The organism is Amycolatopsis sp. NPDC098790 (assembly GCF_044759945.1).
Lineage (GTDB): Bacteria > Actinomycetota > Actinomycetes > Mycobacteriales > Pseudonocardiaceae > Amycolatopsis.
Window position 1 is genome coordinate 714,634 of record NZ_JBIWAI010000006.1, and the last position, 12,932, is coordinate 727,565.

The window sequence follows — 12,932 nt, forward strand, 5'->3', positions numbered from 1 at the left end:
ACGTGTCACCGCCCCTTGCGCTGGTCGTGGTGCGTGGCCGCCGACGTCAGGTAGGCGACGGTCAGCTCGGTCGTCTCGAGGGTCCACGTCGTCCAGGACAGGCCGTCGGGCCAATAGCGGCCAGTGGCCGCGCGGTGCACGCACGCGCCGATGACTGTCCGCGCGGCCATCCGGACGGCTTGGTCACGGTCGTGGCGGGCGATCTCCGTCAGGTGCGGCTCAACTGAGCCGACGAGAGCTTCCTGGATCGCGGCCAGGGCTTCCAAGCCGCGCTCGCGGCCTTCCGCGCGCTGGCCGTCGAGCAGCTCCGAGAAGATCCGGTCGTGGCTGGCGAACGTGTCCGCCAGCGCTTGCGTAAAGGCGCCGATGGTCTCGCGCAGCCCCGGTGCCGACGTGCGGAGTACTTCGCCGACGTTGGTTTCGAGCTGGGTGAGCAGCTGATCCTTCACGGCGTGCAGGAGCTGGTCCTTGCCGGAGAACCGGCGGTAGATGGCACCCACGGACAGCTCCGCCTGCTCGGCGACGGCGCCGACGGTGAATTCCTCGATCCCGCGGTGGGCCAGCACGTGCTCGGCGGCCGCCAGCACCCTCTGCAGGGACGCCCGGCTGCGAGCTTGCTGAGGCGGGTGGAAGCCTCGCTCGTCGATCTGCTTGCGCACCGGCCGCACGTTACCTCCCGTCCGTCGTATGCGAATGATAACTTGCGTTCGCATATGCCGAGCCGAGAGGGGCTGGACCATGGTGAGCATCGAGGTGCGGAACGCGTACGTCGACTTCCCGATCTTCGACGCGAAGACCCGCTCGATGAAGAAGCAGGTCCTCGGCAAGGTCGGGGGAAAGATCGGGACCGAAGCGAAGGTGCCGGTCATCGAGGCGTTGCAGGACATCACCCTGTGCCTGGAAGAGGGTGACCGCGTCGGCCTGGTCGGCCACAACGGCGCGGGCAAGTCGACCTTGCTGCGGCTGCTGTCCGGCATCTACGAGCCGACCCGCGGAAGCACCCGGGTCGTCGGCCGGATCGCGCCGGTGTTCGACCTCGGCGTCGGGCTGGACCCCGAGGTGTCGGGCCGCGAGAACATCCTGATCCGGGGTCTGTTCCTCGGGATGAACCGCAGGCAGATGGAGAAGCGGATCGACGACATCGCGGAGTTCACCGAGCTGGGCGACTACCTGCACCTGCCGTTGCGCACGTACTCGGCCGGCATGCGCGTCCGGCTGGCCCTCGGGGTGGTGACCACGATCGACCCGGAGATCCTCATCCTGGACGAGGGCCTGGGCGCGATCGACGCGGGATTCCTCGCGAAGGCCCGCTCACGACTGGTGGACCTCGCCCGCCGCTCGGGGGTGTTGGTGTTCGCTTCGCACTCCGACGAGTTGCTGGCCGAGCTGTGCACGACAGGCCTCTGGATGGACGAAGGCCGGATCCGCACGAGCGGCTCGCTGCGCGAGGTCATCGATGCGTACAAAGGCCGGTCGTAGCCGCATTCGCCTTGACTTCAACCCTTCCCGCCTGCGTTGGCACGAAGCCACTGGAACAGCGTGGGATTGTCCGTAGTCGTGATCACCCCGACCGTGCTCCCGACAAACCGCTTGCCCTCCACCAAATCCAGCATGCAAGCCGCGAGGTCCGCGCGAGCGGTGAACCTCCCGTCGGCATGGGTGTCGGCCACCGTGTAGCTCGTGGCCGACGGCAAGTGGTACAGCCCGCTCGGCCGCACGACCGTCCACTCCAGCTCGCTGGCCCGGACCAGCTCCTCCATCCGCCTCATGTCGTCGTAAAGCGTCTTGCCGAGCACCCGCGTCACATACGGCAGCAACACCCGGTTGAACAGAAAACCCCCATCCGAATACCGCTGCGGGGCGACTCCGCTCGAACTCACCACGACCAGCCGGCGGACCTCGTGCCGGCGCATCGAGGCGATGATGGTGGCCGTGCCGCGGGAATACGTTGTGATCGGTGCCTTCCCGGGCGGCACCCCCAACGTCGACAACACCGCGTCCTGCCCGGTCACCGCCCGGTCGACCGCCTCCGGGTCGAACACGTCGGCTTCGACGATCCGGAGCCGGTCGTGGTGCGATTCGAACGGACGCCGGGTGACGGCGGTGACCCGGTGGCCCGCGGCGAGCGCCCGGTCGGTGAGCAGACGCCCGGTCGGCCCCGCGGCTCCGAAGACCGCGATCCGGAGGGTGTTCGTCATGGTGATCTCCTGTCCAAGACGGTGCAGACGACCACAAGATGCCGACCGCCTCGCCCTTGTGACAGCGCCGCGAGATCACAGCGGCTCGTAGGCGCCGCCCTCCTCGTTGAGCAGCACGTACTCCGGCGAAAGCTCCGTCAAGCACACGTTCAGCGCCGCCAGCAGTTCCCCGGCCGCCGGCTGCGCCAACCCCAGCTCCGCGACGACCTCGGAGCGGAACCGGTCCAGCTCCGGCTCCTCCTCCGTCAACTCGGCGTACGAGGATTCGAAAGCCACGCGCATCGCGTCGAGGTCGCCGGCGTAGGAGACCACGTCCTGCCACGTGGGCACCCCGACGACCAGACGAACCACGCCCGCCACGTCGGCGGCGACGATCCCGGCCGAACCTTCCGAGCCGGCGTAGAGCACAGGACCCTTGCCGCACAAGAAGAACGTGCCGCCCGAGGCGTCGCCGGCGATCGCCGACAACTCGTCTCCCGAGGCCAGCCGGACCGGCTCCACCGGGTCGAGGCGGGCGATGTCGAAGTCGAAGACCTCCGCCAGCAGGGCGGCGGCGCGGGCGTTGTCCCGGATGCGATCGAGCATGGCGGAACGATAGCCGCTCACGCTCCCGTGTGGACGTACGCGGCCCACAGCGACGGCAGGTTCGGGTACCGCTCTTTGAGGCGCAACACCGTCCGGTGGACCGCCGAGGCCGCGTCCGGGCCCGCCGTGAACAACTCGTCGTAGATCTGCTCCGTGACGCTCGGCGCCACGGCGTCGTCGATGCGCCACAGCGTGCCGACCACCTGGGAGAACCCGGCGATCTGCAGCGCCGAGAGCGGGTGGATCGCCTCGTCGGACAGGCGTTCCGTCGTGCGCGCGGTGTCGCAGGCCGACAGGAACGCGAACTCGGCGTGCCGCAGCCGGAGGCGGGAGAGGTCCGGCACGCGCAGCGGCGATCGCTCGTGGTCGAACAACGCGAGGTGGCTGTCCGACGGATTGTCCGGGTCGCTGTACCCGTGGCACGCGAAGTGCGCCCACGTGTTCGCCGGCAACGCGCGGAGAACGGCGTCGCGGGTGGCGTCGGGACCCGTCAGCACCGTCGCGCCGGGCACCCGCGACGCCAGCCGGCCGGCCTCGGCCCGCGCGCCGGGCAGGTCCGGCGCGTCGGGCGTCTCGGGCATCGCGACCACCAGCAGCCGCGGCTCGGTCCGTTCAGGACGGCTCGCGCGGGCGTAGCCCAACGCGCGGATCGTCGGCGTCGTCGAGGAAACGACGCGGTCGAGCAGGACGGGCCCGCCGTCGCGGTGGTGGCCCGCCGCGTGCAGCGGGAGCAGGCTGAGCGACCCGACCGGGGCCCACCAGATCCGCGGCCACGGGCCGCCGTCCGCCGGTGGCCCGGCGAACTGCAGCGCGTCGAGGACGGGACTCGCGACGGTGTCCCACAGCCATTCGAGCGTTTCGTGGATCGTGCGTTCGGCCGCCAGCCGCCCCTCGGGCTCCTCCGTGAGCGCGGTGTGGAACGCGCGCACGCGCCGGCCCACCGCCTCCTCGCTCAACCCGGGCAGTTCTCGCGCCCGGACCCCCTCGCGCGTCAGGATCAGCGCGTCACACCGGTGCCGGCTCACGTTGACGTACACGACCGGGCCTTCGCCGGCCTGCGCGGTGAGGTCGGCGAGCAGCGGGGGCCGCAGGAACCGCGCCATCCCGGGCAACGCGCGGATCCGGCCGGTCAGGTCGTCGAGTTCGCGGGCGAGCGCCAGGCGATCCCGCGCGGTGTCCGTTTCCAGCTCGCCGGTCAACGCCTCGAACCGGTCGGCCAGCTCGGGCGCCCGGTCGCGCAGCTCGGAAAGGTCGCCGCGGCCGTCGAGCACCTGGGCCGCGAGCACGCACCGCCCGGATTCGAGCAGGGTCACCGCGCTTTCCGCGTCACCGGCGGCGAGCGCGCACGCGGCGGCGTCGGCCGCGATCCCGGCGTACCGGCCCAGCCAGTACTGCGCGTCCTCCCGGTTCAGCAGGCGGCCGGCGAGCTGCGGCAGCAACCCGGCCGCGGCGGCGTACCCCTCGGCCGCCACCGCGAACTGCCCGGCTTCGGCCGCCAGCGCACCCCACCGGTCGGCCGCCTCGGCCCGGTCCTTGGCGGGCGACCCGGCCGACGCCACCGCCTCGCGGTAATGGCCGAGCGCCTCGGTCAGCGCGTCCTGGTCGCCGAAGTGCCGGAAGCGCAACGCCAGGACGTTGGCGACGCTGGTCCGCGTGCCGGCCCGGTCGTGGGCTTCGGTCCGGCCGGCCACCTGCCGGGCGAGCGTGACGGCTTCGGCGAGGACGTCGGGGTCCGGCGGCGGCCCCGTCCCGCCTTTCCGGCCGGCGGGGTTCGCGAACCAGTCGCCGAGCGCGCCGGCCAGGCTCGCGGTGTGGCGAACCCAGTCCGGGCTTTCCACCGGCGTCGCGGCCACCGAGGCCCGGCGCGCGGCGACGGCGGCGCGCAACGCCTGCCGGTCGCCGGCCCGGTTGTACGCGGTTTCCAGCACCCCGCCGAGGTTGGCCAGCCGGAACGCCCGGGCCGGGTCGTCGTCCGCGGTGGCGTCCACGGCCGCGCGGTGGGCCTCGATCGCCTCGTCCAGCAAGGCGGTCTTGCCCGTCCGCGAGTACAGATCGGACAGGAGGGTGCCGAAGTTGGAGATCCGCTCGGCCTGCCCCGCGACCAGCTGGGCGCCGAGGCGGACCGACTCCCGCGCGGTGTCGACGGCTTCCGCCAGCACCGGCAGCTCGCCGGTCGCGCGGAAGCGGTTGTCCAGCACGGCCGCGAGGATCCCGAGCCAGCGCGCGCGGTCGCCGGTCCCGGTTTCGACGGCTTGGCGGGCTGCCTCGATCGCGTCGGCGACGTGGGCCAGGTCGCCGGTCGCCAGGAACCAGGCGTTCAGGGTGATGGCGAGGTTGGCCAGGATCATGCTCCGCAGCGGGTCGTCCGCGCGCGTGGCGGCGACCGCGTCCCGCTGGACCGCGACGGCCTCGGCGAACGCCGCGAGGTCGCCGAGGACTTCGCCGCGAGCGGTCAGCGCCGTCGCGAAGTGGTCCAGCCGCACGCCGCGCCGCGGGTGGCCGGCCGGGGTCGCGGCCATCGCCGAGCGGCCGAGGGCGATCGCCTCCTCGAGCCGGGCCGGGTCCAGCGTCTGCCGGAACTCGGCGGCGTACCGGCCGCACGCCTCGGCTTCGGAGTCGGTGCGTTCCCACCCCGCTGAGCGGGGGTTCGGGTGTTCACCGGTCAGCGCGGTCCAGGCCCGTTCCGTCGTCGTCAGGTCGACGAGGTGGTGCGAGTGCCGCCGGTCCGTGACCGGGGTGTGGGCCACCACCGCCTGCCGGACCCGCAGCAGCTCGGCCAGGTCCTCGCGCGCCCCGGTGGCGGAGTGGCGGTCCTCGAGCAGGCGCCCCAGGTTCACCAGGCGGTCGAGCACGTCGGACGACCCGGCCGGGGTGCGGTCGACGGCCCGGCGTGCCGCGTCGACGGCTTCCGCCAGCACCGCGGTGTCCCCGGTGTCGCGGATCCAGTCGAGCAGGACGGTGGCGAGGAAGTGGAGGCTTCGCGAGGCGTCGACGTCGTCGAGGGAGGACTCGACGGCCGCGCGCGCGTGGTCCACGGCTTCGGCCAGGAAGTCGGGATCCCGCGTTTCGGTGAACGCCGTCCGCAGCGCGACGACGAGGTTGCCGAGGTAGAACGCCTTGGTCTCGGGCGGCGTTTCGTCGACGGCCGTGCGGCTCCAGTCCAGCGCGTCGGCCAGCGTCCGGCGGTCGCGGTTCGCCCGGAACGCGGTGTGGTGCAGCATCCCGAGGTTGTTGGCGCACCGCGCCGAGGTGGCGGGCTGCTCGTACGCCAGCAGGTACGCCTCGGTCACGTCCTGGATGGCCTCCTGCAGGTAGCCGAAGTCGCCGGTCTGGTGGTAGCGGATCTGGAGCAGGCCGCCGAGGTCGCACAGGAAGGTGCCGCGTTCGGCGACGTCGTCGCCGGCCAGCACGGCCCGTCCCTGCTCGATCGCGTCCTCGACGGACGCGGGGTCCGGGCTGTGCCGGGCCACCTGGAACGCGTCCCGGAACCGCTCGGGATCGGCCGCCACGCGTCAGTCCCCGGTGTCGTGCGAGGTGCCCGCCGGTCCGCCGGGTGCCTCCTCCGGCTCGACGGCCTTGCGCTTGGGGGTGTAGCCGCGTTCCCCGCGCGCCCGCAGCAGCTCCGCCTCTTCCGGCGAGAGCTCGGGATCGTGCGCCATCACCGCTCCTTCCCCGGCTCGGCCGCCGGATCCGTGGCCTCGACGAACTCGAGCACGTCGAAGTCCTCCACCCGCAGCCGCAGGCCCGCGGTGCCGCGCACGCGTTCGCCGAACGTCCCGTCGGGCCCCATCACGCGCGCCGATTCGAGGTAGAGGTCGGCCGGGTGCGGGTAGGACGAGGCGTACGAGCGGTCGCCGTACCAGCCACCCGCCCAGTTGCCGTCCTTGAGACGCACGCGGACGAAGCACGGTTCGCGGTTGCCGAAGGCGTGGTCCCACGCGGTGGGCGTGCGCACGAACCGGCTGCGGCGCCGCCGGCTGTCGAGGACGGACACGGCGACCGCGGCCAGGGCCGGCACGGCGAGGAACAGCAGCACCGCCACCGCACCCACCAGCCGGGGCCGCTCCGCGAAGCCCGCCCACCCGCCGGCGTCCGTGCCGCGGGCGAGCCGGATCAGCGCCGGCCCCGCGACGACGGCGTACAGCGCGTCGAGGGCGATCGACGCGACGATCGCCCGCAGCACGCGCTCGCCGAGGTCGCGCTCGCCGGGCACCGGCCCGCGGCGGCGTTCCCGGACGAACTGGTAGGTGACCCCGGGCAGCACCAGGAGCACGAGCAAGGCGAACTGCACGACCGTCGACGGCGCTGGCACTCCCCGGGTCCCCCTCATCGCTGCGTTTCGAGCACGCTACCGCGAACGGGGCCGTCACCCGGCCGGTTGCGGCACGAACGCGGGCAGCGCGCCGAGGCTGTGGCGGACGGCCTCGGCGCCGTACTCGAACATCTGCCGCTCGTAGCCGCCGACCGCGTCGACGAGGTTTTCGCGGCCCTCGGTCAGGCAGCGGCGCAGCAGGTCGGCGTCGCGCAGGGCGGTGTTCGCGCCGTTGCCGCCGGTCGGCGAGGTGGCGTGGACGGCGTCGCCGAGCAGCGTGACCGGGCCGGGTGCCCAGCGCTCGCGGGGCTCGACGACCCGGATGGACAGCAGTGTGCTGTTGTCCGGATCGGACTGCTCGACGAGTGCCCGCAGGTCCGGATGCCAACCTTCGATCCTGGACAGCACGGCCTCCTGTGGCGACATGCCGCCGGCCGAGCCGCCCGGCGGCAGGATCATGGCCCAGCGCACGTAGTCGCCGACGTCGGGCAGGGTCACCTCGGGCGCCAGCTCTTCGGCCGCCTGCTTCGGCGGGGTGCGGAAACGCATCGCGCCGAGCAGCAGGCTGACGCCGTTTCCGGCGATCTTCGAGCCGAACGCCCGCGTCAGCCCGGCGAACTGCCCGGTCAGCGGCGTGCGGCCGATGACGAACCGGACGCCGGTGTCGGTCGGGGTCGTCCGCGGCGAGAGCACCGCGCGGACGGCGGAGCCGACGCCGTCCGCCCCGACGAGCAGGTCGGCGACCACCGGGTCGTGGTGGGCGAACCGGGCTTCGACCCGGCCGTCGTCCAGCAGGGCGTAGCCGGTCAGCGCGGCCCCGGTGCGCACGGTGAGCCCGGTCAGCAGCAGGTGGCGGAGCACGTGCCGGTCGACCACGGTCCCGCTCCGGCCGGGGCCGAGCTCGCCGATCTTGTTCAGCTGCGGGTCCAGCACCAGCCGTTCGCCGTAGGCGTCGCCGACGATCGCGTCCAGCAGCGCGTGCCAGCGGTGCGGCAGGCAGCCTCGCAGCGCCGCCAGCCCGGCCGGGTCCAGCACGAGCCGGTAGCCCTGGAACCGGGCGGTGATCGCCGGGTCGCGCTCGTACACACCGGCGTCGATCCCGGCCTGGCGCAGGCCCTGGGCCAGGCACAGACCGCCCAGCCCGGCGCCGGCGACGGCGACTCTCAGGGTGGTTGGTGAACTTAGTTCGTCTGTCACGAACTAAGTTCTAACAGACGAACTAAGTTCGTATCAAGCTATAGTGACCGGCATGCCCTCCGACCCCCGGCAACGCCGAGCAGCCCGGCACGCCCCACCCGCCGGGGACGCGGCGCCGTCGCCGAAGAGGCCCCTCACGGTCGACCGGATCACCGACGCGGCCCTGCAGGTCGTGGCCACCGAGGGCTACGACGCGCTGACCATCCGCCGGGTCGCCGCGGTGCTCGGCACCGGGCCGTCGTCGCTGTACGCGCACATCGTCAACAAGGACGACCTCGACGACCTGCTCGTCGGCCGGCTCTGCGCCGCCGTCGCGCTGCCCGAACCGGACCCGGCCACGTGGCGGACGCAGATCGTCGACGCGTACGCGCAGATCCGCGACCAGTACCTGAAGTACCCCGGAGTTTCGCGGGCCGCGCTGGGCACGGTTCCCACCAACCTCGACGCGCTGCGGGTGCGCGAAGGGCTCTTCGCGATCCTGCTCGCCGGGGGAGTCGAACCGCAGGCGGCCGCGTGGGCGCTCGACGCGTTGTCCCTGTACGTCAGCGCCTACGCGCTGGAGCAGTCACTGGTCCAGCAGCGGCGGAAGCACCCGGACGACGAATGGGTCCTCGGCCGCGAGGAACTGCTGAGCCGGTTCACCGCGCTGCCGGCCGACTCGTTCCCGCAGACCCGGCGCTATGCCGCGGAGCTGACGTCGGGGAGCGGACACGACCGGTTCGAGTTCACCCTCGGCCTGCTGATCGACAGCATCGAACGGCGGGGCTAGCCGGCGGCTACATCGGGAAGACCTTCCGGAGAGCGGCCGAGATCGGTTCCAGGCCGGCGACGAGGCAGTCGAGTTCGGCGGGGCTCAGAGCGTGGTACGGCGCCTCGGCGAGCCGGTCGGTCATCGCCTCGATCCGCTCCTTCGCGGCCCGGCCGTCGGTGGTGAGCCAGCCGTCGTCGCCGACGAGACCGCGAGCCCGCATCCCGTCGATGACCGCGTCCAGCTGGGCGGCGGGCAGGTGCCAGACCCGGCCGAAGTCCTGGGCGCGCAGGTCGACGGACAAGGCGTGGAGCACGTGGGCCTCGGTGCCGCCGATGCCCTCGGCCAGCAGGGCGACGGTGTGGCCGTCGCCGCGGTGCTCGCGCAGCAGCGTGGCCGCGTGCCACAGCCGGGCCACGGGTTCCTCCGGCACCGGGAGCGCGCGCAGGGCGGCGTAGAGGGGGCGTCCCTCCACCGGTGCGCTGGTCGCCGCCTTCAGCAGGAGGTCGGCGGCGCGCGCGAGGCCCGGGTCGTCGGCGAGCCCGCCGACGATCCGCCGGATCCCCGCGACGCACCCCTGCTCACGGGCGGCCAGCGCCGCCTCGGGCGTGGTCAGGTCCCAGACGCGGGGGAGGTGGCGGGCCACCTCACCGGGGGCGAAGTTGTAGAAGACGGCGTGGACGACCTCGGGCGGCACCCCGCGGCCGAAGGGCGCGGCCCGGCCGGCGAAGTAGGCGTCCCACACGTTGCGCAGGCCCAGTGCCAGCAGGGCCTCGTCCGACTCGTCGGCGAAGTAGGGCACCAGGCCGAGGGGCTCGACCAGGTCGTACATGCGGCGGGCAACGGGTTCCGGCATCTCGGCTCCTGCGGTTCCGGCGGTGCGCTCCTCGCCCGCTCACCTGCTCCACGAACGGCCGGCACCGGATCCGACAATCCTCGGTCCGCCGTCTTCGAGTGATCGGATCGTTACTCAACTCGGGAGGGGAGTGGGACGTCTTGGTGGTCGTGAAGATGATCCGCATCGCCGGGCTCGGCCTGGGGGCCCTGCTGCTGGCCGCGTGCAGTGGGCAGAACGAGACCGTGGGGGCCGCGCAGCCGGTCGGACCGGCCGGGGGGACCGAGGCGGTGCAAGGCGCACCGGCCGCGACGGTGGCGTTCGAGGGCGGGGACCAGCTGAGCCCGAAGGACCCGATCGTGGTCAGGGCGTCGGGTGGCGCGCTGCGGGCGGTCACGGTCACGAACCCGCAGACCGGCAACGCCGTCAAGGGTGCCCTCTCGCCGGACAAGACGACGTGGACCAGCGACGACCACCTCCGGTACGGGGCCACCTACCAGGTGGTCGCCACCGCCGTGAACCAGGCGGGCGCGGAGACCGAGCAACGCGGGGAAGTGCACACGCTGAAGCCGGCCGGGGTCGCCACTCCCGCGTTGTTCCAGCCGGCGTCGGGCGACTTCGGGGTCGGCCTGGTCATCGGCCTGAAGTTCGACCACGACATCACCGACAAGGCCGCGGTGGAGAAGTCGTTCAAGGTGACGTCCTCGCCCGCCCAGGACGGCGGCTGGTACTGGGTCGGCAAGCGCGAAGCGCACTTCCGCCCCAAGGACTACTGGAAGGCCGGCTCGACCGTGAAGCTCGAGACGACGACCTTCGGCCTGCCGATCGGGGGCGGCGTGTACGGCGGCCAGGACGTCTCGGCCACGTACAAGGTGCACGACTCGTGGGTCGCCAAGGCGGACGGCAAGACGCACCAGATCAAGGCGTTCCACAACGGACAGCTGGTGAAGACCGCGCCGATCAGCATGGGCAAGACGGCCGACACCCCGCCGCGCGGCCCGACGCCGACCTTCAACGGCACGCACACGGTGCTGGGGAAGGAAGAGCACAAGATCATGGACTCCTGCACGTACGGCGTGTGCGAGGGCGACCCGGGTTACTACAGCGCGCCGGAGAACTGGAACGTCCGGATTTCGGGCGACGGCGAGTACCTGCACGAGAACCTGAAGACGGTCGGCGTCCAGGGCCGGGACAACGTGTCCAACGGCTGCCTCAACATGAACACGGAGAACGCCAAGTGGTTCTTCGACACGTTCAACGTCGGTGACGTCGTCGAAGTCACGAACTCGGGTGGGCCGCAGCTGTCGATCAACAACGGCCACGGCGACTGGGCGATCAGCTGGGCGGCCTGGCAGGCGGGCAGCGCCCTGCGCGGCTGAAACCCGGTGGACGTGCCCGTGCCGGTCACCTAGCCTGCCGTCGAACCGTACGACCTTCCGTCCGAAGAGGTGCATTTGATGATTGTCCGGGCAGCCCGGCCGTCGACCACTGCGAACTACCTCTTGGACGTAAGGAATCCCCGAAGTGGATCTACCCCGTAGCTTCACCATCCGCGAGAGCGGCCACCGCATCCACAACCCGCTCACCAGCCGGAAACTGGCGGCTCTGGGCGAGGCGCTGAACCCACCGCCGGGCACCCGGCTCCTCGACCTGGCCTGTGGTTCGGGCGAGCTGCTGTGCACGTGGGCCCGCGACCACGGCACCACCGGAACCGGCGTCGACATCAGCACCGCGTTCCTGGCCAGGGCCCAGGCCCGGGCGGCCGAACTGGAGGTCGCCGACCAGGTCACGTTCACCCACGGCGACGCGTCGAACCACGTGGCCGAAGACCCGGTCGACATCGCATCGTGCGTAGGCGCGAGCTGGATCGGAGGCGGCGTCGCGGGCACTGTGGACTTACTCCGACGCAGCTTGCGCCCTGGTGGAATCATGCTGATCGGCGAACCGTACTGGCGCCGGGAACCCCTGGACCAGGCCACGGTGGAAGGCTGTCACGCCACCAGCGCGGACGACTTCCGCGTCCTCCCGGAACTGCTGGAACAGTTCGGGGAGCTGGGTTGTGACGTCGTGCAGATGGTGCTGGCCGACCAGGACAGCTGGGACACCTACGTCGCGGCGCAGTGGCTGAACATCCGCCGCTGGCTGGACGCGAATCCCGGCGACGAGTTGGCGGAGCAGATGCGCGCGGAACTCACCGACGCTCCGGTGCGGCATGTGCGGTACCAACGCGAATACCTCGGCTGGGGCGTTTTCGCTTTGATGAACCGTTGATCTAGCGGCCGAGTGAGTCCCGGTGACCCGACACCGGGACTCACTCACCTCAGCATGAGCCGGCGGCGACCTGGATCTCGACTCGGTGCCGGAGGTAGTCGTCGGGTGAGGTGCGGGCGATCCGAATGGCCTGGGTAACCAGGTCGTGCATGGCGTCGGGGTACATCCGCGGGTCCAACGGCAGGCCCGGCAGGATGCACCGACGCAGGTCGAGGTCGTCGTCGGTGACGAAGCGGCGTAATGCGGTGTGGTGGTACAGCTCGCTCTGCGCGTCTTGCGCGGTGACCGCGTCCGTCGTCGGGAGGTCGGCACCGCGTGGGTACGCGCGGTGCGTCCAGTACCAGGCGCGGGCGGCACCGGCAGCGTCGGGAGCCGAGCCGGTGTCGAGGTAGGCGATGAGCGCGAGCCGAACACGCTGGTGGCCGTACGCGGCGAGGAGGGGCTCGACGAGCTGCCGGTTGAGACTCGGATTCGGTTCGTGGATCGCGGCCCGCAGCAACGGTTCGAACCACTCTTCCGGCACCGGACCGGCTTCTGCCGCTTCCATGGCCTGGCGCGTAACGGCTTTGCCTACCTCCCGCCGGGCTTGGTGACGCCAGTTCGGTGGGCCGGCGGGCTCGTCGGCCGGCGGAGCTTCGACACCGACGAGGTCGAGCAGGTTTCGCAGCAGGGCCTCGTACGCAGCCGAGCGGTCGACGGTTCGGCCGGGCAACGGCTGGAACGCTCTCGGTGTGTCGTCTCTCGACGTCATGGGTGACACCTTAGGGGGCGGCCGTGAACCGGCCG

General features: G+C 72.0%; 13 protein-coding genes. 4 read left to right on the plus strand and 9 right to left on the minus strand.

The window, feature by feature from the left end; translation table 11 throughout:
- Window positions 1-5 precede the first annotated feature (5 nt).
- Window positions 6-659, minus strand: a complete 654-nt coding sequence (locus ACIQWX_RS40470; protein ID WP_400882958.1) for a TetR/AcrR family transcriptional regulator — start codon at window positions 657-659, stop codon at window positions 6-8.
- Window positions 660-738: 79 nt separating this feature from the next.
- On the opposite strand from ACIQWX_RS40470, the gene ACIQWX_RS40475 reads away from it, so the two are divergent.
- A complete protein-coding gene (locus tag ACIQWX_RS40475; protein WP_400882961.1) occupies window positions 739-1,479 on the plus strand; it encodes an ABC transporter ATP-binding protein in 741 nt (246 codons plus the stop codon).
- A gap of 17 nt (window positions 1,480-1,496) precedes the next feature.
- On the opposite strand, the gene ACIQWX_RS40480 is transcribed toward ACIQWX_RS40475, so the two are convergent.
- From ACIQWX_RS40480 to ACIQWX_RS40505, 6 genes are all read right to left on the minus strand, one after another.
- Window positions 1,497-2,198: an NAD(P)-dependent oxidoreductase gene (locus ACIQWX_RS40480; RefSeq protein ID WP_400882963.1), complete on the minus strand. Its 702-nt coding sequence runs from the start codon at window positions 2,196-2,198 to the stop codon at window positions 1,497-1,499.
- A 75-nt stretch (window positions 2,199-2,273) separates the two neighbouring features.
- Entirely contained in the window at window positions 2,274-2,783 is a 510-nt protein-coding gene (locus tag ACIQWX_RS40485; protein ID WP_400882966.1) for a hypothetical protein, read from the minus strand.
- A gap of 17 nt (window positions 2,784-2,800) precedes the next feature.
- Window positions 2,801-6,292, minus strand: a complete 3,492-nt coding sequence (locus ACIQWX_RS40490; RefSeq protein WP_400882969.1) for a CHAT domain-containing protein — start codon at window positions 6,290-6,292, stop codon at window positions 2,801-2,803.
- A gap of 3 nt (window positions 6,293-6,295) precedes the next feature.
- Window positions 6,296-6,442: a hypothetical protein gene (locus ACIQWX_RS40495; protein WP_400882972.1), complete on the minus strand. Its 147-nt coding sequence runs from the start codon at window positions 6,440-6,442 to the stop codon at window positions 6,296-6,298.
- Window positions 6,442-7,095: a DUF6338 family protein gene (locus ACIQWX_RS40500; protein ID WP_400882974.1), complete on the minus strand. Its 654-nt coding sequence runs from the start codon at window positions 7,093-7,095 to the stop codon at window positions 6,442-6,444. The genes ACIQWX_RS40495 and ACIQWX_RS40500 overlap by 1 nt, the downstream gene beginning before the upstream one ends.
- 54 nt (window positions 7,096-7,149) lie before the next feature.
- Window positions 7,150-8,292 carry an FAD-dependent oxidoreductase gene (locus ACIQWX_RS40505; protein WP_400882977.1) on the minus strand — a complete coding sequence of 381 codons (1,143 nt, stop codon included), beginning with the start codon at window positions 8,290-8,292 and terminating at the stop codon, window positions 7,150-7,152.
- Window positions 8,293-8,344: 52 nt separating this feature from the next.
- Here ACIQWX_RS40505 and ACIQWX_RS40510 point away from each other — a divergent pair, with 52 nt between their 5' ends.
- A complete protein-coding gene (locus tag ACIQWX_RS40510) occupies window positions 8,345-9,061 on the plus strand; it encodes a TetR/AcrR family transcriptional regulator (RefSeq protein ID WP_400882980.1) in 717 nt (238 codons plus the stop codon).
- Window positions 9,062-9,068: 7 nt separating this feature from the next.
- On the opposite strand, the gene ACIQWX_RS40515 is transcribed toward ACIQWX_RS40510, so the two are convergent.
- On the minus strand, window positions 9,069-9,872 hold the full coding sequence (locus tag ACIQWX_RS40515) for a MarR family transcriptional regulator (RefSeq protein WP_400883131.1): 804 nt from the start codon (window positions 9,870-9,872) through the stop codon (window positions 9,069-9,071).
- A 179-nt stretch (window positions 9,873-10,051) separates the two neighbouring features.
- On the opposite strand from ACIQWX_RS40515, the gene ACIQWX_RS40520 reads away from it, so the two are divergent.
- On the plus strand, window positions 10,052-11,254 hold the full coding sequence (locus ACIQWX_RS40520) for an Ig-like domain-containing protein (protein ID WP_400883133.1): 1,203 nt from the start codon (window positions 10,052-10,054) through the stop codon (window positions 11,252-11,254).
- A 145-nt stretch (window positions 11,255-11,399) separates the two neighbouring features.
- Complete coding sequence (locus tag ACIQWX_RS40525) at window positions 11,400-12,146, plus strand: SAM-dependent methyltransferase (RefSeq protein ID WP_400882983.1); 747 nt, start codon at window positions 11,400-11,402, stop codon at window positions 12,144-12,146.
- Window positions 12,147-12,195: 49 nt separating this feature from the next.
- Here the strand turns inward: ACIQWX_RS40525 and ACIQWX_RS40530 are convergent, their stop codons facing one another.
- Window positions 12,196-12,897 carry a hypothetical protein gene (locus ACIQWX_RS40530; protein WP_400882986.1) on the minus strand — a complete coding sequence of 234 codons (702 nt, stop codon included), beginning with the start codon at window positions 12,895-12,897 and terminating at the stop codon, window positions 12,196-12,198.
- Window positions 12,898-12,932: the final 35 nt, after the last annotated feature.